This is a genomic window from Pseudomonas sp. Ag1, assembly GCF_000278565.1.
In the GTDB taxonomy this organism is placed as follows: domain Bacteria; phylum Pseudomonadota; class Gammaproteobacteria; order Pseudomonadales; family Pseudomonadaceae; genus Aquipseudomonas.
The window spans coordinates 32969-50859 of sequence record NZ_AKVH01000073.1 but is presented as its reverse complement, the minus strand read 5'-3'; the positions used below and the strand labels follow the sequence as shown (position 1 = coordinate 50859).

Genomic DNA, 17891 nt, shown 5'->3' with positions numbered 1-17891 from the left:
CGAGTGGTGGGGCAAGAGCGTTTTGCTTACTTTTGCGCTGTTCAAAAGTGAGCCGCTGTAAGAGCGGAACCATAAGTGGCCGTTACCTAAATAACGGATATACACCCAACCCCTGCGGGCTACTTCAAATTCCCACTCAAAAACTGCTGCAACCGCTCGCTCTTCGGATTACCCAGCACATCCTCCGGCGCACCCTGTTCCTCCACCAACCCCTTGTGCAAAAACAGCACCTGGCTCGACACCTTGCGCGCAAAGCTCATCTCATGGGTCACCATGATCATCGTCCGGCCTTCCTCAGCCAAACCCTGGATCACCTTCAACACCTCACCCACCAACTCCGGGTCCAGCGCCGAAGTCGGCTCGTCAAACAGCATCACCTCCGGCTCCATCGCCAGCGCCCGGGCAATCGCCACCCGCTGTTGCTGGCCACCCGACAAAAACGCCGGATATTGACCGGCCACCCGCGCCGGCAACCCAACCTTGTCCAGATACCGGCGAGCGCGATCCTCGGCGTCCTTCTTGCTGCAACCCAGCACCCGGCGCGGCGCCATGGTGATGTTCTCCAGCACACTCATGTGGCTCCACAGGTTGAAATGCTGAAACACCATCGCCAACCGCGTACGCAGGCGCTGCAACTCAGCATCATCCGCCACGCGCATCCCATGGCGGTCACTGACCATGCGAATCTGCTGCCCATCCAGCGTCATCGCGCCATCATTGGGCTGTTCAAGAAAATTGATACAACGCAAAAAGGTACTCTTGCCCGAGCCACTGGCGCCGATCAAGCTGATCACATCACCGGTCCTGGCCTTGAGCGAGACACCTTTGAGCACCTCATTGTCGCCATAGCTTTTATGCAGGCCTTCAACGGTCAATTTGTACATGGGGCGTGCATCCTCAAGGCGAAAGTAGGTAGCCGCTGCGATAGGCTTCAGTGCCTGCGACATGGGCAATGACCATCCCGGCAGTGGCCATGCGCCGCAGCGAACGAGCGTAAAGCAGCCCGGCATTGCGGCAATGCACTGGCGTTACGCGGTCGGAAATGGGGTCGATGATTTCGGCGATCAGTTGCCCGGCGTCCACGTATTCCCCAGGCAGCGCGCTGAATACCAGCAAGCCGCCCACGGGTGTGGCCACCGGCTCGACGCCCGCCAGCGGTGTGGCGGGGTAGGGCAATTCCGGCAGCGGTGCCGGCTCGCCGCTGATTGCGCCGAAGTGAATCAGGTAATCGATGATCGCCTGGCAGTCGAGGCTGGCCAGGCCGTGGTTGACGTCGCCCTGGCCGCGCAACTCGACGGTGACGGAAAAGCTGCCCATCGGAATCGGGAAGCGCTCGCCAAACCGTTGTTGCAATTGCCACCACACCAGCGTGAAACACTCATCGAACGACTGCCCACCGGAATCGGTAGCCAACAGGCTGGCTTCCGAACCGATATAGCGCGCCAGCGGCTCCACCTGCGGCCACGCCTCGGGGGTGGTGTACAGGTGTGCAACGGCTTCGAAGTCGCAGTGCAGGTCCAGCACCATGTCGGCATCACACGCCAGGCGTTGCAGCACCAGGCGTTGGGATTCCAGTTGTGTGACGGGCGTTTGCGCCGCCAGGGCCATGGTCAGCGCATCGCGGATCAGTTCGACGTTGTGCGCAGGATCATCTGCCAGCAGGCCTTCGACTTGATTGCCAACCTCGTCGGACAGGTCGACAAACAGGCGGTTGAAGTTCTGCCCGCTTTCCAGCTCGTAGCGGCCCAGGGGGATGTCCATCAACACCTGTTCCAGGCCGGTCGGGTTGGCGATCGGCACCAGCACGATCTCGCTGCGCAGGCGGCCGGCCGCAGCCAGCTCCGCCAGGCGCGCCTTCAAGTGCCAGGCCACCAGCATGCCCGGCAATTCGTCGGCGTGCAGCGACGACTGGATGTAGACCTTGCCTTCGGCCTGCTCCGGCCCGAAGTGGAAACTGTGAATTTGTCGCTCCGTGCCCGGCACCGGCGCCACAAGTGGATGAATCTGATGACGCATGAAGGCTCCTTAGTGGCTGGGGCCGAGAAAGGCCAGCCAGCGACGCTCCGCCAGACGAAACAGACCGACCAGGGCAAAGGTCACGGTCAGGTAGATCAGCGCAGCGATACCGAATGATTGAAAGGTCATGTAGGTGGCCGAGTTGGCGTCCCGGGCGACTTTCAGGATATCCGGGATGGTCGCGGTGAAGGCCACCGTCGTCGAATGCAGCATCAGGATCACTTCATTACTGTAGTACGGCAGCGAGCGGCGCAGGGCCGACGGCATGATCACGTAGGCATACAGCTTCCAGCCGCTGAGGCCGTAGGCTTTCGCCGCTTCGACTTCGCCGTGGGCCATGCTGCGGATCGCCCCGGCAAAAATCTCCGTGGTGTAGGCGCAGGTGTTGAGGGCGAAGGCGAGAATCGTGCAGTTCATCGCATCACGAAAGAACGCGTCCAGCACCGGCTGCGCGCGAACCGCCGCGATGCTGTAGATCCCGGTGTAGCAAATCAGCAACTGGATATACAGCGGCGTGCCGCGAAACAGGTAGGTGTAGAACTGCACCGGCCAGCGTACCCAGCGATTGCGCGACACCCGCGCAATGGACAGCGGGATCGATACCAGGAAGCCGATGAAGATCGACGCGCTGAGCAGCCACATCGTCATGGCCAGCCCGGTGATGTGCTGGCCGTCGCTATAAAGGAAGGGGCGCCAGTATTGCTGGATAAGTTCGATCATCGCACTGCCTCCCGGGAGCCTGCGGAGTAGCGCCGTTCGAGGCGGCGCAGGACGAAGTTGGACGCGCTGGTGATCAACAGGTAGATAAACGCGGCGATCACCAGGAAATAGAACAGCTGATAAGTACTCTTGCCGGCATCCTGCGCGGCCTTGACCAGGTCGGCCAGGCCGATGATCGACACCAGTGCCGTGGCCTTGAGCATCACCATCCAGTTATTGCCGATGCCCGGCAGGGCGAAGCGCATCATCTGCGGGAAGGTCACGAAGCGAAACCGCTGGCCACGCGTGAGCCCGTAGGCCGTGGCGGCCTCCAACTGGCCACGGGGCACGGCGAGGATCGCGCCGCGAAAGGTCTCGGTGAAATACGCACCGTAGATAAAGCCCAGGGTGATCACCCCGGCGCTGAATGGGTCGATCTCGATGTAGTCCCATTCCATAAAGTCGGTAAAGCTGGTCAGCCAGATTTGCAGGCTGTAGAAAATCAGCAGCATCAGCACCAGGTCGGGCACGCCGCGAATCAGGGTGGTGTAGATCTGCGCGGGAATCCGCAGGAACGGCAGGCTGGACAGTTTGGCAGTAGCCCCGAGCAGGCCCAGCAACACGCTGACGGCCAGGGAGAACACCGACAACTTGACGGTCATCCAGGTGCCTTGCAGCAACAGCGGGCCGAAACCCTTCAAGCTGAAGGCACTGAGCCCCAGGGTTTGCAAAAGATCTTCGAACATAAATCAGGACCTATGGCGATAAAAAAGCGCCCCTCCAGAGGAAGGGCGCCCCAGGCATTATTTGCCGCTGTACAGGTTCAGATCGCCAAAGTGTTTCTTCTGGATGGTGGCGTAGGTGCCATCATCGTGTAACGCTTTGATACCTTTATCCAACAAGGCCTTGAGGTCTTTGTTACCTTTTTTGATACCGACCGCAGTTTTGGACGGCAGCAGTGGATCGTCGATGGCCTTGCTGACTTCGTAGTCAGCACCGGCTGGCGACTTCAAAAAGCCCAGTTCGGCTTGCAGCATGTCCTGCACGGAAGCGTCCAGGCGGCCGGAAGTCAGGTCGGCGTACACCTGGTCCTGGTTGGCGTAGGCCTTGGTGGTGACACCGGCCTTGTCCAGTACGGCCTTGGCGTAGGCTTCCTGGATGGTGCCTTGCTCGTAGCCAACGCTTTTACCCTTGAGGGACTCAGGCGTGGAGTAGTTCGCGCCCTTTTTGAACACCAGGGAAGTCGGGCCGGAGAACAGCTCGTTGGAGAAGTCGATCGCCTTTTCACGGGCTTCGGTCACGGTCATCGAGGAAATCACGCCGTCAAACTTGTTGGCGTTGAGGCCTGGGATCATGCCGTCGAAATCACTTTCGACCCACTTGCACTTGACCTTCAGCTCGGCACAGATGGCATTGCCCAGGTCGATATCGAAGCCCACCAGGCTGCCGTCAGCGGCTTTAGACTCAAACGGCGCGTAGGACGGATCGACACCAAAACGCAATTCCTTGTATTCCTTGGCCAGCGCGGAACCGGCGGCCATGCACAGAGCCAGTGCAGAAAGGGTCAGCAATGCTTTTTTCATTATGTAATCCCTGGAAACCAAGATAAGCGCTTGTGGCGCGGTTAGGACTGTTACTGAACGGTGTCAGACCGGACTCAAGTAGCAATTTCTGCACCATAGTTCCGAATGGTCGTTTTAAAAGGTGAGATTAAGGAGTTGTGCCAGTAGGAAATGCCCGAAAATGGGCATTGATCAATCTATGCATTATTTTGGGGCGTGTGAGGTTTTCAAATGTGGGAGCGGGCTTGCTCGCGAATGCGGTGGATCAGTCGGTACATGTATTGACTGACACACCGCATTCGCGAGCAAGCCCGCTCCCACATTGATCGGTGGCGTTCGTGAGAGGCGTGTCAGGCCAGTAAATCCTGCAGGGTCGCCAGGTTGTCGGCTTCCTCGACGGCCTTGTCCTGGCGCCAGCGCAACATCCTCGGGAAACGCACCGCAATTCCGCTCTTGTGCCGCTTGGACAGGGCAATCCCTTCAAAACCCAGTTCAAACACCATGCTCGGCGTGACGCTGCTGACCGGGCCGAATTTCTCCACGGTGGTCTTGCGCACGATGGCGTCGACCTTGCGCATTTCCTCATCGGTCAGCCCCGAATACGCCTTGGCGAACGGCACCAACGTACGCTCAGTACCGGGCGGGCCGTCCCACACCGCAAAGGTATAGTCGCTGTACAGGCTGGCGCGCCGGCCATGGCCGCGCTGGGCGTAGATCAACACCGCATCGACGCTGAACGGGTCGACTTTCCACTTCCACCACACGCCCATGTCCTTGGTCCGGCCCACGCCGTAGAGCCCGTCCCGGGCCTTGAGCATCATGCCTTCCACGCCCAGGCTGCGGGACGCCTCACGCTGCTCTGCCAAGTCTTGCCAGCTATCGCCGATCAGCACTGGCGACGTGCGCAACGTTGGCTGGTCGCAGTCGCTGACCACCAGCTCCAGTTGCGCCCGGCGTTCGGCCTGGGTGTGGTTGCGCCAGTCTTCGCCGTGGTGTTCCAGCAGGTCATAAGCGAGCACGGCGACCGGCGCGTCTTCGAGGATTTTCTTGCCCAGGGTCTTGCGGCCGATACGCTGTTGCAGCAGGGCGAAGGGTTGCACCGAGTCCTTCCACACCACGATTTCGCCGTCGATCACCGTGCCATCGGGCAGGCTGTTTTCCAGGTCATGAAGCTCCGGAAAGCGCTCGGTGACCAGTTCTTCGCCCCGAGACCAGACCCACAAGCGGCCTTCGCGCTTGACCAGTTGTGCGCGGATACCGTCCCACTTCCATTCCACTTGCCAGTCAGCAGGGGAGCCGAGCAAGGCATCGAACTGCTCCACCGGCTGGGCCAGGCCATGGGCCAGGAAAAACGGATAAGGCTGCCCGCCACGCTGGGCGTGTTCGTCGGACGATTCGGCGGCAATCAGCTTCAAGTAGCCTTCGGCCGTCGGACGGTTCGACAGGTCGGTGTAGCCCACCAGCCGCTGGGCCACGCGTTTGCTGTCCAGCCCGGCCATGGCGGCCAGGGCGCGGGTGACCAGCAACTTCGACACACCGACCCGGAAGCTGCCGGTGATCAGCTTGATGCAGAGCATCAGGCTCGGCTGATCCAGCTGTGCCCACAACGCGGGCAGGCGTTCTGCCAGTTCTTCTGGCGGCAGGCCGCGCAAGGGCAGGAGTTTTTCTTCCAGCCACACGGCCAGACCATCGTCCGAGGTGTGGGGCGATTCCGGTAACAGCAGGGAAATGGTTTCCGCCAGGTCGCCTACCGACTGATAACTCTCTTCGAACAGCCACGGCTCAATGCTCGCGGCTTCGGTGGCCATGTCCCGCAGCAACCGGGTGGGTACCAGTTGTCGGGGCCGGCCGCCGGATAAAAAGTACACCGCCCATGCCGCATCTTCCGCGGGCGCCTGTAGGAAATAAGCCTGCAAGGCGGCGAGCTTGGCGTTGCTGGAGGTGGTGGCGTCGAGGTTGGCGTACAACTCGGCGAAGGCTTTCATGACGTGGCCTCCTCTTCGTCATCGCCGTATTCGGTGGTGAATCCCTGGGCATCCAGGCCCTTTTCCCGCAGGTGCCTGACCAATACGCCCACAGAACCGTGGGTGACCATTACCCGCTCGGCACCGGTTTGCTCGATGGCCCATAACAGTCCGGGCCAATCGGCGTGGTCCGAGAGCACAAAGCCGCGATCCACGCCGCGCCGCCGCCGGGTGCCGCGCAGGCGCATCCAGCCGCTGGCGAAGGCGTCGCTGTAGTCGCCGAAGCGGCGTATCCAGGTGCTGCCGCCGGCCGAGGGCGGGGCGATGATCAGGGCCTGGCGCAATAAAGGGTCGGTCTTTTTGAAGTCGCCGGCGTAGAGGGTTTCAGGGATATAGATGCCAGCTTCGCGGTACACCCGGTTCAAGGGTTCGACCGCGCCATGGCTGAGGATCGGGCCGATGCTGGCGTCGATGCCGTGGAGAATCCGCTGGGCTTTGCCGAAGGAATAACAGAACAACACGCTGGCCTTGCCGGCGGCGATATTGGCCTGCCACCAGTCGTTGATCCCGGCAAAAATCTGCGCCTGGGGCTGCCAGCGGTAGATCGGCAGGCCGAAGGTCGATTCGGTGATAAACGTATGGCAGCGCACCGGTTCGAACGGCGCGCAGGTGCCGTCGGGCTCGACTTTATAGTCGCCGGAGGCGACCCAGACTTCACCCTGGTATTCCAGGCGCACCTGGGCGGAGCCGAGGACATGGCCGGCGGGATGGAAACTCAAGGTGACGCCGTGGTGGCGCAGGCTTTCGCCGTAGGCCAGGGTTTGCAGGTTGATGTCCTGGCCGAGGCGCGAGCGCAGGATGCCTTCGCCGGGGGCGGCGGCCAGGTAGTGTTGGTTGCCGGTGCGGGCGTGGTCGCCGTGGGCGTGGGTGATGACCGAACGTTCCACCGGGCGCCAGGGGTCGATGTAGAAATCCCCGGCGGGGCAGTAGAGGCCTTCGGGCCGGGCGATAACAAGGTCCATGGGCGTGCCGTGGAGGTGGGCTTGTTAATTATGAGGCGGGGGCGGGTGGAGAAGTTCTATCGGAATGCATGCAATCAACTGTGGGAGCGGGCTTGCTCGCGAATGCGGTGTGTCAGTCAATAGCTCTGGTGACTGATCCGCCGCTTTCGCGAGCAAGCCCGCTCCCACATTTTGATCCGGTTGAGGCTGGGAAACCGGGTTACTTGCCCGGCACCAGCGTCAACCGCGTCTTCCCGTACACCCCGTCAAAGTTCTGTGGCTGCATCGGGAAGCTCAGGTATTGCGCCTTCAGCCACGGGTCGATGCCATTGGCATAGTTCGGGCTGGCCGGGTTGCCGGATTGGCCGATGCCGCTTTGGCCCATCATCGGTTCCGCCAGGCCGAAGTCGACAATCATCCGCAGCGCCGGCACCTGGGTCGTGTCGAAACTCTGGCCCCAGCTATACGGTGCGCTGTTCAGGGTGTTGTGATCGCCGCCCGCGGCCAGTGGGCCGCGAATGGCCTGGCCGCTGGTGTTCTTCCAGGTGTAGCTGTGCAGTTTGCCCCACTGCCAGGCCTTGTGATCGGCGCCCAGCGCGCTGTCGCCTGCGGTGATCGCGGCGGCCAGGCTGCGGGCGAGGATCGCCGGCTTGTCGGTTTTCTGCCCGGTGCGGGCGTCATTCCAGAACGGGCTGTCTTCGCGCCCCAGCAAGTGGTCGGCCACCGCCGAGTACGACAGGTTGGCGTTACCGATGAAGGCTTTCCAGGTGACGCTGTTTTCCGGACCGAGTTCGTCGAGGAAAATCTGCTTGGCGCTTTCCTGCAGGAACAACTCATAAATCGCCGCGTCGGCGGAGGTGGATGCCAGCCGACCGTCGAAGGCCATCAGGCGGCCCAGTGCTTCCCGCGCCTTGGCCTGGTCTGCCACCGGCAATCCATCGATCGCCTGTTTCAGCGGCTGGGCCATGCCCGGCGCCTGGAACATGCTCTTGAGCTTGGCGGCAAACGTGGTGGTCTGGTCGTACTGCATGGCAATCATGCTGCGGCTGTCATGCTTGCCGCTGCCGGCCAGTTGCGCGATACGTTCGGCGCGTTCCGGCGCGGCCCACGAGTTGGACAGTTGCATGCCGTAGCCACGGGGAATGGTGCGCTGGTTGGCCGTGCCGATCCAACCCTGGGCCGGGTCCTGATCGTAGGGGTGCAGCATCGCGTCGGCGTAGCCATCCCAGTCGAAACGCCCGTCCCAGCCCGGCGATGGCACCAGGCCTTCGCCTTCACGGCGGTTGGGGAACCGCCCGGTCACTTGCCAGCCAATGCTGCTGGCGTCGGCGAAGACCATGTTCAAGGCAATTGCGCGAATTTCCCGGGTGGCGTCAGACGCTTTACCGGCGGTTTGCGCACGGGACAGGTCGAAGAACGCGTCCAGGCTCTTGTCGTCCTTGAAATCGGCGGTTTGCAACGCCAGGCCGTAGCCGCTGGTCAGCGACTGGGCACTGTTGAGCAGCGGCCCGTGGCGGGTTTCGTACACCGCTTCGCGAATCGGCCGCTGGCCCTTGGCGAAGTAGGTTTCGTTGCGCACGATGGCGGGTAGCCATTTGCCGTTGTTCTCGTAGTACAGCGCGTTGCCCTGGCGCTTGACCTTCTCCAGGAATACGTCCTGGGTGTCACCCGAGACCTGGCTCATGCTCCAGGCCACCTTGCCGTTGAAGCCGGAAAGCAGGGTTGGCAAACCGGCGATGGACACACCGGCGGCCTGGTATTTCGGCGAGCGGATCTGCACGTAGTTCCACAGCGACGGGGCCTGCATCGAGGTCGACAGGTCATTGGCCAGCAGGCTCTTGTTGCTGCGGCTGCGCTGCGGGCCGATCGCCCAGTTGCTGGAGCTGGACGTGCCCAGGGTGTTGAGGGTGCCGAGGTGCTCGCTGAGGCTGGTCAGCGCAGCGAGGCCCGGGATCTGGCCCAGGTTGATGCCCTTGAGCTTGTCGGACTCGGCCACTGGCAGCGGTTCATCCGGGTAGCTCGGGGTCAGCCAGGCGAGTTTGTCGGCACCGACTTTTTGCGCGAGCACCAATGACGACAGCTCTTCCTGCAAGTTGGTCGACTCGCTGAAATTCAGCAGGCAGAACAGCAGCGCCGAATCTTCCGGCTTCCAGTATTCAGGCTTGTAGCCAGTCTGGGCCAGGTCTGGCGGCAGCTTGTCGCGGTAGCGGAACAGGTAGGCGTTGACCCCGCGTGCATACACTTCAAAGAAGCGCTTGAGGCGCGGCGACGAGGCGTTATATAGCTCGCCGGCGCTTTTGCGCAGGTTGACCGCCCGCATGAAACGGTCGACATCCAGCACATCCGGCCCGGACATTTCCGCCAGGCGGCCCTGGGCCAGCAGGCGCAGGGTGACCATCTGGGTGATGCGGTCGCTGGCGTGCACGTAGCCCAGGGTGAACAGCGCATCGTGGAAGGTGCTGCTTTCAATCAGCGGGATGCCCTGGCTGTTGCGGCGCACCGAAACGTTCTGCGCCAGGCCCTTGATCGGCTGTACGCCGGAAACCGGAGGCAGGGTGTCTTGGGTGCTCTGTAACTGGCAACCGGCCAGGCCCAAGGCACTGGCAATTGCCGCGGCAACGCCGAACCGGGGAAGAAAATGTGAGAGGGCTGGCGAGGCCATGGCAAAGCTCCTGCGGGGGGTAGCGTCAGTAAAGGCGCTACGTTAGTGAGCGCGGCGAAACGACGCAAGCGGGAGGCGATGCTTATTTCAGGATTTGCGTAAGGTTTCTAGTCGGGCACAAATCAGTGTGGGAGCGGGCTTGCTCGCGAATGCGGTGTATCAGCTAAAAGAGTTGTGGCTGATCCACCGCATTCGCGAGCAAGCCCGCTCCCACATTTTGATCCCGTTGACCTTCAGGATTTTGGCGGATTGACCTTCTGCACCAGCTCATAGGCACGCACCGTCGCCGGGCGTTGCTTGATGTGGTTGAACCAGCGTTCTACATGTGGGAAGTCTTCCAGCTTCTGGCTCTGCCACTTGTGGGAAACGATCCACGGGTAGATCGCCATGTCGGCAATGCTGTATTCCTCGCCGGCCACGAACGTGCGGTCGGCCAGGCGCCGGTCCAGCACGCCATACAGGCGGGCGGTCTCATCCACATAGCGTTTGATCGCGTAGGGAATCTTTTCCGGGGCGAACTGGCTGAAGTGGTGATTCTGGCCGGCCATCGGGCCCAGGCCACCCATTTGCCAGAACAGCCATTGCAGCGCTTCCTGACGACCACGCAGGTCCTGGGGAATGAACTTGCCGGTTTTTTCCGCGAGGTAGAGCAGGATTGCGCCGGATTCGAACAGGGAAATCGGCGCGCCGCCGTCGGTCGGGTTCTGATCGACGATGGCCGGGATGCGGTTATTGGGGGCGATCTTCAGGAAGTCGGGCTTGAACTGATCGCCCTGGCCGATGTTGATCGGGTGTACCTCGTAAGGCAGGCCGGCTTCTTCCAGGAACAACGACACTTTGTGACCGTTGGGGGTGGTCCAGTAATACAGGTCGATCATGAAGCTCTCCAAGGGTGGTGACGCTTGAGCGAATGCCTGTAGGTATAGGTGATGTTAGGGTGACGAAAATTCAATGAAACATTTGGGTCTATCGATATGGAAATTCGTGCGGGCGCAGCGTTGATTCTGATTGACCAGCAAAAAGGCATTCACCATCCCAGGCTGGGACGGCGCAATAATCCGCACGCCGAGGAGCGCATGCAGGCGTTGCTGGCGCATTGGCGGCGCGAAGGCTGGCCGGTGATTCATGTGCAGCATCTGTCCCATTCGCCGGAATCGGTGTTCTGGCCGCAGCAGTCGGGGGTGGAGTTTCAGGATGCATTTATTCCGCAGGCGGGTGAGCAGTTGATCCAGAAACGGGTGCCGGACGCATTTTGTGGGACGGGGCTGGAAGCGAGGTTGCATGAGGCCGGGCTTCGGCAAGTGGTGCTGGTGGGCGTGGCCACCCATAACTCGGTGGAGGCCACGGCCCGCAGTGCCGGCAACCTGGGGTTTGAGACGTGGGTTATCGAAGATGCCTGCTACACCTTCGACAAGGCGGACTTTTTCGGGCAGATGCATTCGGCGCAGGCGGTACATGCCATGTCGTTGGGTAACCTGCACGGCGAGTACGCCACAGTGATTTCCTCCAAACAGTTGCTGGAGTGACCGTTGTGGCGAGGGAGCTTGCTCCCGCTGGACCAGGCTGGACCAGGCTGGAGCTCCAGTGCGAAGCGCTCCCGAGTGCCTCACCTCAGTCCGCCTGAAGACGCGCGTGCACAGATTTTGGGGCTGCTACGCAGCCCAACGGGAGCAAGCTCCCTCGCCACAGAGGATCTAAGCCACCGCGCCGTCCACCAACACCTGCAACGTTTGTTGTGAGCATCGTTCGATGCGTACCCGCACACCATAGACTTCGGCAAACAGCGCCGTATCCAGCACGTCATCCGCCGCGCCACTGGCGTACAGCCGGCCCTGGCGCAGCACCGCGATATGGTCGGCATAGCGCGCCGCGAGGTTGATGTCGTGCAGCACCACCACGGCGATCAGGTTGTGTTCCCGCACCAGGTCACGCACGCAATCCATGACCTTCAACTGGTAGTTCAAGTCCAGCGCACTGGTGGGTTCATCCAGCAGCATCACCTGTGGCCGGCGCGCAATCAGTTGCGCCAGGCTGACCAGTTGCCGCTGGCCGCCGGATAACGTGCTCAATAGCTGATCCGCCAGATGAGCGATGCCAATCCTTTGCAACGCATCAAAGGCCTCGCGCATGCACGCGTCGCTTGAAAGCGCAATGCCCTCGACGTTCGCCACCCGCAGCGCGGCGATCACGCTTTCCATCACACTCAGGCTCAAGCCCGGCGGAAGGTTTTGCGGCATATAGGTCACACGCCGGGCGCGTTCACCGACGGACATTTTCGTCAGGTCCAGGTCACCCAATCTGACAACGCCCTGCATCTTTTCCAGCCCCGCCACCGCCCGCAGCAACGTCGACTTGCCCGCACCGTTCGGTCCGATCAACGCGGTCAAACTGCCGTGGGCCAGGGTTGGCAAGCTCAGGTCATGCACAATCTGGCGCCGGCCATAACTGACCTGGGCGTTCTGAATCGACAGCCCGCTGCTCATAACTGCCTCCCGCGCTTGAACACCAGCAACACGAAAATCGGCACGCCCACCAGCGCGGTGACGATACCCACGGGTACGATCACCCCGGGCATGATCAGCTTGCTGGCGATGGATGACAGCGACAACAGTAACGCGCCGACAAGCGCGCTGGCCGGCAGCAGGAAGCGCTGGTCTTCACCCACCAGAATCCGCGCGATGTGCGGACCCACCAAGCCGATAAATCCGATGGTTCCCACAAACGCCACGGCGGTGGCCGACAGCAGGCTGATGCGCAACAACGAGAAAAACCGCAGGCGCTTCACATCGACACCGAAGCTTTGCGCGCGGTCTTCGCCCATGCGCAACAGGGTCAGGCGTGGCGCGGCCGCGAAGGAAAAGGGCATGACCACGGCGACCACCAACGCGAGGATGCCGAGCTTGTCCCAGTTGGCCCGGGTCACGCTGCCCAGGGTCCAGAACACCAGTTGTTGCAGCACATCTTCGGTGGCGACCAGTTGCAACAGGGCGACCACCGCGTTGCAACTGAACACCAGGGCAATCCCGAACAGCACCAGGCTTTCCACCCCGGCACCGCGCAGGCGCGACATGGCCTGCAGCAAAAAGACCGAGGCGGCGGCAAACACAAAGGCTGAAATGGAAATCGCCGTATTGGCCGACACCCACAGCGTCGTCACCGGAAACACAATCACCAGGGACGCGCCCAACGCCGCCGCCGAGGAAACCCCCAGGGTGAATGGACTGGCGAGCGGGTTGTTAAGGATCGCCTGCATCTCGGCGCCCGCCAGCGACAGCGCACAACCGACCAACACCGCCATCAAGGCGTAGGGCAGGCGCACGTTCCAGATGATCACCTGGTCGGTGGCGCTCAGGTGGGCCGGGTGCAGCAAGCCATCGAGCAGGGCGCCAAGGCCCATGCCCGACGGGCCGCTGGCCAGGTCCACGAGGATCGCGCACATCAGCGCGCCACCCAGCAGGGCCAGCAGCCAGAAGCGGCGGGCGAGCAGGCGGCGATAGCCTTGGCTGGCGGTGGCGAGGTCGAGGGTTTGAGTGGTCATTGGATTCGCAGCCTTGAAAACGACGAAAATCCCTGCCGGTACACGGTCAGTGTGGGAGCTGGCTTGCCTGCGATGGCGATGGTGAATCCAACACCGCTATCGCAGGCAAGCCAGCTCCCACAGGAACCGTGTCCAGGCAGGGAATGGGTTGCGAGCCTTAGTTACTTGGCCTTGCCATCAATCCAGTAAGCACCCTGCAGCGGCATGCCGAGGAACTGTTGGTTCATCGCTTCCATGGTCGCCTTGGGATCCAGCTTGGCGAACAATTCCGGATGCACCCACTTGGCCAGCGCTTCAATCGCCAGCAGGTTGTACGGCGAGTTGTAGAAGTCATGCCACAGACCGTGGGAATTGCCCTCACGAATCGCCCGAAGGTTCACAAACTCAGGGCGGGCCAGCACGGCGTCAAACGCGGCACGCGCGTCTTCGTTGCTCACGCCAGCACCCAGAATCAACCCGGGCTTGTGATTGCCGGTGGCCACATACACATCCGGGTCAGCTTTCAGCGCGTACTCGACACTGATATCTCCCAGCGCCCCCGGCACCACCTCGGCGGCGATGTTGCGCCCGCCCACCAGCTTGATCACTTCACCCATGCCGCTCTTGCCAGTGGTGTGCCCCGGTGCCTGCCAGGCGCCGGCCAGCAATTCCAGGAACACGCTCGGGCGCGGCCCGGCCGGCAAGGTGGCGACGGCGTCGGTGATCACCTTGATGTGCTGGTCATAAAAGTCGAGGAACGCCTTGGCCTGGGTTTCCCGGCCCAGGGCCTGGCCCAGGGCGGTCATGCTGGCGTGGGTGCCTTGCACCGGGTTGATGCGGAAGTCGACGAACAACACTGCAATGCCCGCCTTGGCCAACACGTCCGCCACCGGGCTGTGTTCAGTCGGGCCATGGCCGGAAATGCTGAACACCGCCAGGTCCGGCTTCAGCGAAAGAATTTCCTCGGCGCTGACGCTTTGCTCCGACGCCTGGCCAATCAGCGGAATGTCTTTTACCGTCGGAAATTTCGCCACGTAGGCGTTATAGGTGTGGGCGTCCAACAGTTTCAAATCATTCTGCCAGCCGACAATCCGTTGGAATGGCGCGTCCTTGTCCAGCAAGGCAAAGGCCGAAATCAGCCGGCCTTCGCCGAGCACCACGCGCTGCACGTGGTCTGGCACCTCGACCTTGCGGCCCAGCACGTCGGTGACTTCATGGGCGGCGGCGGTTTCGGCGTGGCCGAGGATCAGCACGGCAAACAGCGCGCCCAGCTTGAGGAAGTTGCGGGGTTTCAGCATGGCGAGAACTCCAGGTGAAGGCGGCGCATCAGACATCGCTCCAGCGCCGCAAAAGGTTGTGATAGGCGCCGCTCAGTTGCAGCAGCGCGTGGTCGTCGGCGTGTTGCGCGGTGAGGCGTTGAATCGCCACGTCCATGTCCAGCAGCAGTTGGCGCTGGCTGTCTTCGCGCACCAGGCTTTCGACCCAGAAGAAACTGGCGATGCGCTCGCCGCGGGTGACCGGGTTGATCTTGTGCAAACTGCTGCCGGGATAAATCAGCAGGTGCCCGGCGGGCAGCTTCACCGCGTGCTCGCCGAAGGTGTCGCGGATCACCAGTTCGCCGCCGTCGTAGCTGGCCGGATCAGCCAGGAACAAGGTGGCGGAGATGTCGGTGCGCACCCGTTCGCGCACACCCTTGAGGCCGCGAATCGCATTGTCGATATGCCAGTCGAAGGCTTCGCCGCCGCTGTAGCGGTTGAACAGCGGCGGGTAGATTTTCTTCGGCAGGGCGGCGGACATGAACAGCGCGTTGTCCGACAGCCGCGACAGAATCTGCTCACCCAGGCGAATCGCTACCGGCGCGTCTTCCGACAGCTGCCGGTTGTTTTTCGCCATGGCCGAGCGTTGCCCGGCAGTGACCTTGCCGTCGACCCACGGTTGATCGAGCAGGGTGGCGACGGCCACCTCGACTTCTTCGGCACTCAACAGGCCGGGGATTTCGATCAGCACGGCTTAAAACTCATAGTCGACACTGGCGGTGAGCGTGCGCCCGGCGCCCGGAATGCCGTAGAGCTGGAAGCCGTCCAGGGACGCGCCGATCTGGCTGTAGTAGAACTTGTTAAACACGTTGTTCAGGTTGAGGTTGACCGTGGTTTGCCTGGTCACTTTGTATTGCGCAGCCACGTTGTTGAGCCAGTAGCCGGGGGCCTTTTCGTGGTCACGGGTGTAGATCGCGTACACGCCGGACGGGCCGGTGGCGTAGCTGCTGTTGTTGTTCAGGCCGCCGACGTATTTGTTGTCGCTGTAGCGGCGGCGTCCTACGTATTGCGCGCCGTAACTCAGGCTCAGGTCGTCGGTGACGGCGTAGGTGGTCCACAGGTTGGCGGTCAGGTCGGGAACGTTCTTGGCTTCCTCGCCTTTGTTGGCACCTTTGGTCTGGGTGCTTTTCAGCGCGGAGAACCCGCTGTACACCGTCCAGCGCGGGCTGATATTGCCTTGCAGGCCCAGTTCCACACCGTCTACGCGCTTGGCGGGGAGGGCGCGTACCGGAGCGCTTTCGCCGTCCTGGTATTCCCAGGAGTTGTCCAGTTCGGTGCGGAAGATCGCGGCGGTGACGTTCAGCAGGTCGTGGGCAATGTCCCACTTGGTGCCGATCTCGTAGGTCTTCGACTTGGCCGGGGTGTAGTTGCTGGTGCTCGCGGCGCCGTAGATCTGGTTGTTGGTCGACGCGCCCAGGGCTGACGGTTGTGCCGCTTCGCTGTAGGACACGTAGATGCTGCCGTTAGGCAACGGCTTGTACACCGCGCCGATCCGGCCGCTCACGGCACCGTCGGTGCTGTCGATGGACGCTTGGCCACGCTGGGTGGTTTTGGCCTGCCAGTTGTCGTAGCGCAGGGAGCCGAGCACTTGCCACTGTTCATTCAGGGTGACGGTATCGCCCAGGTAGATGCCGGCGTTGTCGATCACCGAGCGTGGCTGGCCTTCACCCTTGGTCACTTCGGTGCTGGCAAAGCTGTGGCTCGGGTCGTTCATGTCGAAGAACAGATCGCCGGCCGGCACTTCGGCGTTGCGTTTCAGGCCGCCGTAGGTCTCGTGATAGAACTCGAGCCCGCTGACCACCGCGTGTTCCAGCCCGCCGGTATTGAGCTTGAAGGCGAAGTCGGTCTGGTTGTCGAGGATGGTGTAGCGCGTCGACTGGCCGAAGTCGCTCCCTCGCAAAATACCGTAGGCGGTGTTACCGCTGTTGGCGTATCCCGGGTAGGCATTTACCGTGCTGCCGGGCACTTGGCTGATCGGTCCTACGCCGGTGTAGCCCAAGGTCGCACAGCGCGTGCCGGTGCAGGTTTTTTGGCCATTGCCGTTGGCGGCGAAGAAGCGCGCGGGCGAGAGCACCGCGAAGTTGTCGGTACGCTCCCACTTGGTCTGGTTCTTCAGGGTCGCTTCGTTCCAGTCGAAATCATGCTCGAAGCGGGTGGTCAGCGAAGTGGTTTTGGTCTGCTGGGTGTACAGGTGCGAGTCGCCATACCAGTTGGAGCGCTTGACTCCCGGCATGCGGTCGCCGTCGGTGCCGCGCTGGATCGGCACGCCGCCGTCCGGCGTGTTGTCGTCCTTCTGGTAGAAGGTGTCGATAAACAGGCGGGTGTCGGTGCCCAGGCCGAAGCCGAGGGAGGTCGCGATGCCCCAGCGGTCGTAGTCCACGTCGTCACGCTCGGCCACCTGGTTGTAGTGCTTCATCAGGTTGATGCGCAGGGCGCTGGTGTCATTCAGTTGTTGGTTGAAATCGCCGGTGAGGCGGCGGTAGCTGTCGGTGCCGATGCCGGCCGAGAGTTTGTTGGCATCCCCCAGGTGCGCCTCTTTACTCACCAGGTTGACGCTGCCGCCTACCGCGGAAACGCCGGATTCGATCGAGCCGGTGCCCTTGAACACTTCTGCCTGTTGCAGGTTGAAGGTGTCGGTGCGGGTCGATTGGCCGGCATCGCGCACACCGTCGACGGTCAGGCTCTGCTCCGAGGAAAACCCGCGAATCGAAAACAGGTCGCCCCAGCCCAGGTTGCCTTCGCCGGACATGAAGGTGATGCCCGGCACGTTGCGCAACACTTCCTGCAAGGTCTGCGCGTTTTGCTCCTTGAGCACTTGCTGCGGGACGATGGTTACGCTTTGCGGGGCATCAAGCAGCGGCTGGCTGATTTTTGCCGAGGTCACCCGGTCGACTTTAAAGGTGGAAGTGGCTTCACCGTCGATCTTGATTTCCGGCAGGTTCAGCACTGAATCATTCGACGCCGCCACCGGCGCATCGGCCCAGGCGGTGGGAGAAACGCTGCCGGCGGCAAGCAGGCCGAACATCGGCGCAAGGGTAGATTGCAGCGACAGGGCGCGCGGGGTAGGCAATGGCATTCGGAGTGACCTAGGCTAAATTACAATTAATCTCATTTAGATTCGGTAGTCTAAAGACCGATACCGGCCGCCATGCCG

At 61.9% G+C, this 17891-nt stretch carries 15 protein-coding genes; 1 reads left to right on the top strand and 14 read right to left on the bottom strand.

Features of this window, described 5'->3' with window-relative positions; genetic code table 11:
* Window positions 1-119: 119 nt before the first annotated feature.
* From A462_RS26650 to A462_RS26690, 9 genes are all read right to left on the bottom strand, one after another.
* Window positions 120-884, bottom strand: coding sequence for an ABC transporter ATP-binding protein (locus A462_RS26650; RefSeq protein WP_008432141.1), 765 nt, complete (start codon window positions 882-884; stop codon window positions 120-122).
* Between the two features lie 13 nt (window positions 885-897).
* A complete protein-coding gene (locus A462_RS26655) occupies window positions 898-2016 on the bottom strand; it encodes a succinylglutamate desuccinylase/aspartoacylase family protein (protein WP_008432138.1) in 1119 nt (372 codons plus the stop codon).
* A gap of 9 nt (window positions 2017-2025) precedes the next feature.
* Window positions 2026-2736, bottom strand: a complete 711-nt coding sequence (locus tag A462_RS26660; protein WP_003209532.1) for an ABC transporter permease — start codon at window positions 2734-2736, stop codon at window positions 2026-2028.
* On the bottom strand, window positions 2733-3461 hold the full coding sequence (locus A462_RS26665; protein ID WP_008432134.1) for an ABC transporter permease: 729 nt from the start codon (window positions 3459-3461) through the stop codon (window positions 2733-2735). Before A462_RS26665 ends, A462_RS26660 begins: the two co-directional genes overlap by 4 nt.
* A 57-nt stretch (window positions 3462-3518) precedes the next feature.
* The gene (locus tag A462_RS26670; RefSeq protein ID WP_003213667.1) at window positions 3519-4298 is read right to left on the bottom strand and encodes a transporter substrate-binding domain-containing protein; all 780 of its coding nucleotides are present in this window, start codon (window positions 4296-4298) and stop codon (window positions 3519-3521) included.
* 329 nt (window positions 4299-4627) lie between these two features.
* A complete protein-coding gene (locus A462_RS26675; protein WP_008432132.1) occupies window positions 4628-6262 on the bottom strand; it encodes an ATP-dependent DNA ligase in 1635 nt (544 codons plus the stop codon).
* Window positions 6259-7263, bottom strand: a complete 1005-nt coding sequence (locus A462_RS26680; RefSeq protein ID WP_008432130.1) for a ligase-associated DNA damage response exonuclease — start codon at window positions 7261-7263, stop codon at window positions 6259-6261. The genes A462_RS26675 and A462_RS26680 overlap by 4 nt, the downstream gene beginning before the upstream one ends.
* Before the next feature lie 199 nt (window positions 7264-7462).
* The gene (locus tag A462_RS26685; RefSeq protein WP_008432127.1) at window positions 7463-9904 is read right to left on the bottom strand and encodes a penicillin acylase family protein; all 2442 of its coding nucleotides are present in this window, start codon (window positions 9902-9904) and stop codon (window positions 7463-7465) included.
* Between the two features lie 233 nt (window positions 9905-10137).
* A complete protein-coding gene (locus A462_RS26690) occupies window positions 10138-10782 on the bottom strand; it encodes a glutathione binding-like protein (RefSeq protein ID WP_003213676.1) in 645 nt (214 codons plus the stop codon).
* 96 nt (window positions 10783-10878) lie between these two features.
* On the opposite strand from A462_RS26690, the gene A462_RS26695 reads away from it, so the two are divergent.
* The gene (locus A462_RS26695; RefSeq protein ID WP_008432123.1) at window positions 10879-11430 is read left to right on the top strand and encodes a cysteine hydrolase family protein; all 552 of its coding nucleotides are present in this window, start codon (window positions 10879-10881) and stop codon (window positions 11428-11430) included.
* A gap of 168 nt (window positions 11431-11598) precedes the next feature.
* Here the strand turns inward: A462_RS26695 and A462_RS26700 are convergent, their stop codons facing one another.
* The 5 genes from A462_RS26700 to A462_RS26720 all read right to left on the bottom strand — a co-directional run bounded on the left by A462_RS26700 (window position 11599) and on the right by A462_RS26720 (window position 17813).
* A complete protein-coding gene (locus tag A462_RS26700) occupies window positions 11599-12387 on the bottom strand; it encodes an ABC transporter ATP-binding protein (protein WP_008432120.1) in 789 nt (262 codons plus the stop codon).
* Window positions 12384-13442, bottom strand: coding sequence for a FecCD family ABC transporter permease (locus A462_RS26705; protein WP_008432118.1), 1059 nt, complete (start codon window positions 13440-13442; stop codon window positions 12384-12386). The genes A462_RS26700 and A462_RS26705 overlap by 4 nt, the downstream gene beginning before the upstream one ends.
* A 161-nt stretch (window positions 13443-13603) precedes the next feature.
* Window positions 13604-14719 carry an ABC transporter substrate-binding protein gene (locus A462_RS26710; protein ID WP_008432116.1) on the bottom strand — a complete coding sequence of 372 codons (1116 nt, stop codon included), beginning with the start codon at window positions 14717-14719 and terminating at the stop codon, window positions 13604-13606.
* Between the two features lie 28 nt (window positions 14720-14747).
* A complete protein-coding gene (locus A462_RS26715; RefSeq protein ID WP_008432114.1) occupies window positions 14748-15428 on the bottom strand; it encodes a Fe2+-dependent dioxygenase in 681 nt (226 codons plus the stop codon).
* Window positions 15429-15431: 3 nt separating this feature from the next.
* Window positions 15432-17813 (bottom strand): TonB-dependent receptor, encoded by a 2382-nt coding sequence (locus tag A462_RS26720; RefSeq protein ID WP_008432111.1) that lies wholly within the window; start codon window positions 17811-17813, stop codon window positions 15432-15434.
* Window positions 17814-17891: the final 78 nt, after the last annotated feature.

Bases quoted from the DNA above. Each gene is read 5' to 3' on its own strand.
- A462_RS26650 (WP_008432141.1), bottom strand. From the start codon at position 884: ATGTACAAATTGACCGTTGAAGGCCTGCATAAAAGCTATGGCGACAAT.
- A462_RS26655 (WP_008432138.1), bottom strand. From the start codon at position 2,016: ATGCGTCATCAGATTCATCCACTTGTGGCGCCGGTGCCGGGCACGGAG.
- A462_RS26660 (WP_003209532.1), bottom strand. From the start codon at position 2,736: ATGATCGAACTTATCCAGCAATACTGGCGCCCCTTCCTTTATAGCGAC.
- A462_RS26665 (WP_008432134.1), bottom strand. From the start codon at position 3,461: ATGTTCGAAGATCTTTTGCAAACCCTGGGGCTCAGTGCCTTCAGCTTG.
- A462_RS26670 (WP_003213667.1), bottom strand. From the start codon at position 4,298: ATGAAAAAAGCATTGCTGACCCTTTCTGCACTGGCTCTGTGCATGGCC.
- A462_RS26675 (WP_008432132.1), bottom strand. From the start codon at position 6,262: ATGAAAGCCTTCGCCGAGTTGTACGCCAACCTCGACGCCACCACCTCC.
- A462_RS26680 (WP_008432130.1), bottom strand. From the start codon at position 7,263: ATGGACCTTGTTATCGCCCGGCCCGAAGGCCTCTACTGCCCCGCCGGG.
- A462_RS26685 (WP_008432127.1), bottom strand. From the start codon at position 9,904: ATGGCCTCGCCAGCCCTCTCACATTTTCTTCCCCGGTTCGGCGTTGCC.
- A462_RS26690 (WP_003213676.1), bottom strand. From the start codon at position 10,782: ATGATCGACCTGTATTACTGGACCACCCCCAACGGTCACAAAGTGTCG.
- A462_RS26695 (WP_008432123.1), top strand. From the start codon at position 10,879: ATGGAAATTCGTGCGGGCGCAGCGTTGATTCTGATTGACCAGCAAAAA.
- A462_RS26700 (WP_008432120.1), bottom strand. From the start codon at position 12,387: ATGAGCAGCGGGCTGTCGATTCAGAACGCCCAGGTCAGTTATGGCCGG.
- A462_RS26705 (WP_008432118.1), bottom strand. From the start codon at position 13,442: ATGACCACTCAAACCCTCGACCTCGCCACCGCCAGCCAAGGCTATCGC.
- A462_RS26710 (WP_008432116.1), bottom strand. From the start codon at position 14,719: ATGCTGAAACCCCGCAACTTCCTCAAGCTGGGCGCGCTGTTTGCCGTG.
- A462_RS26720 (WP_008432111.1), bottom strand. From the start codon at position 17,813: ATGCCATTGCCTACCCCGCGCGCCCTGTCGCTGCAATCTACCCTTGCG.